Annotated in this window: 1 tRNA gene; it reads left to right on the forward strand. The window is 44.9% G+C overall.

The features are described 5' to 3' along the window. The first annotated feature begins 122 nt into the window (after positions 1-122). A tRNA-Ala gene (locus ACW9JY_RS10605) sits at positions 123-198 on the forward strand. Positions 199-283 lie beyond the last annotated feature (85 nt).

Genomic DNA, 283 nt, shown 5'->3' on the forward strand with positions numbered 1-283 from the left:
CCGGAAGGTGCGCCTGGATCACCTCCTTTCTAAGGAGAATTAAAGTTTCTACCTCCTCTATCTACTTTTGAGAGAGTAACTTATTTTTATAGTCTAAAACATATAGTCTAATTCGTTTTGTTGGGGTGGTAGCTCAACTGGGAGAGCGTCTGCCTTGCACGCAGAAGGTTAGGGGTTCAAGTCCCCTTCACTCCACCAAATTGTAACAACCCTAAAGAAGGAAGAGCTCATTGACAAGTGCATAGAGAACGTCCAAAGAGAGAAGGGCATACGGTGGATGCCT

This window comes from Petrotoga sp. DB-2, from assembly GCF_054051725.1.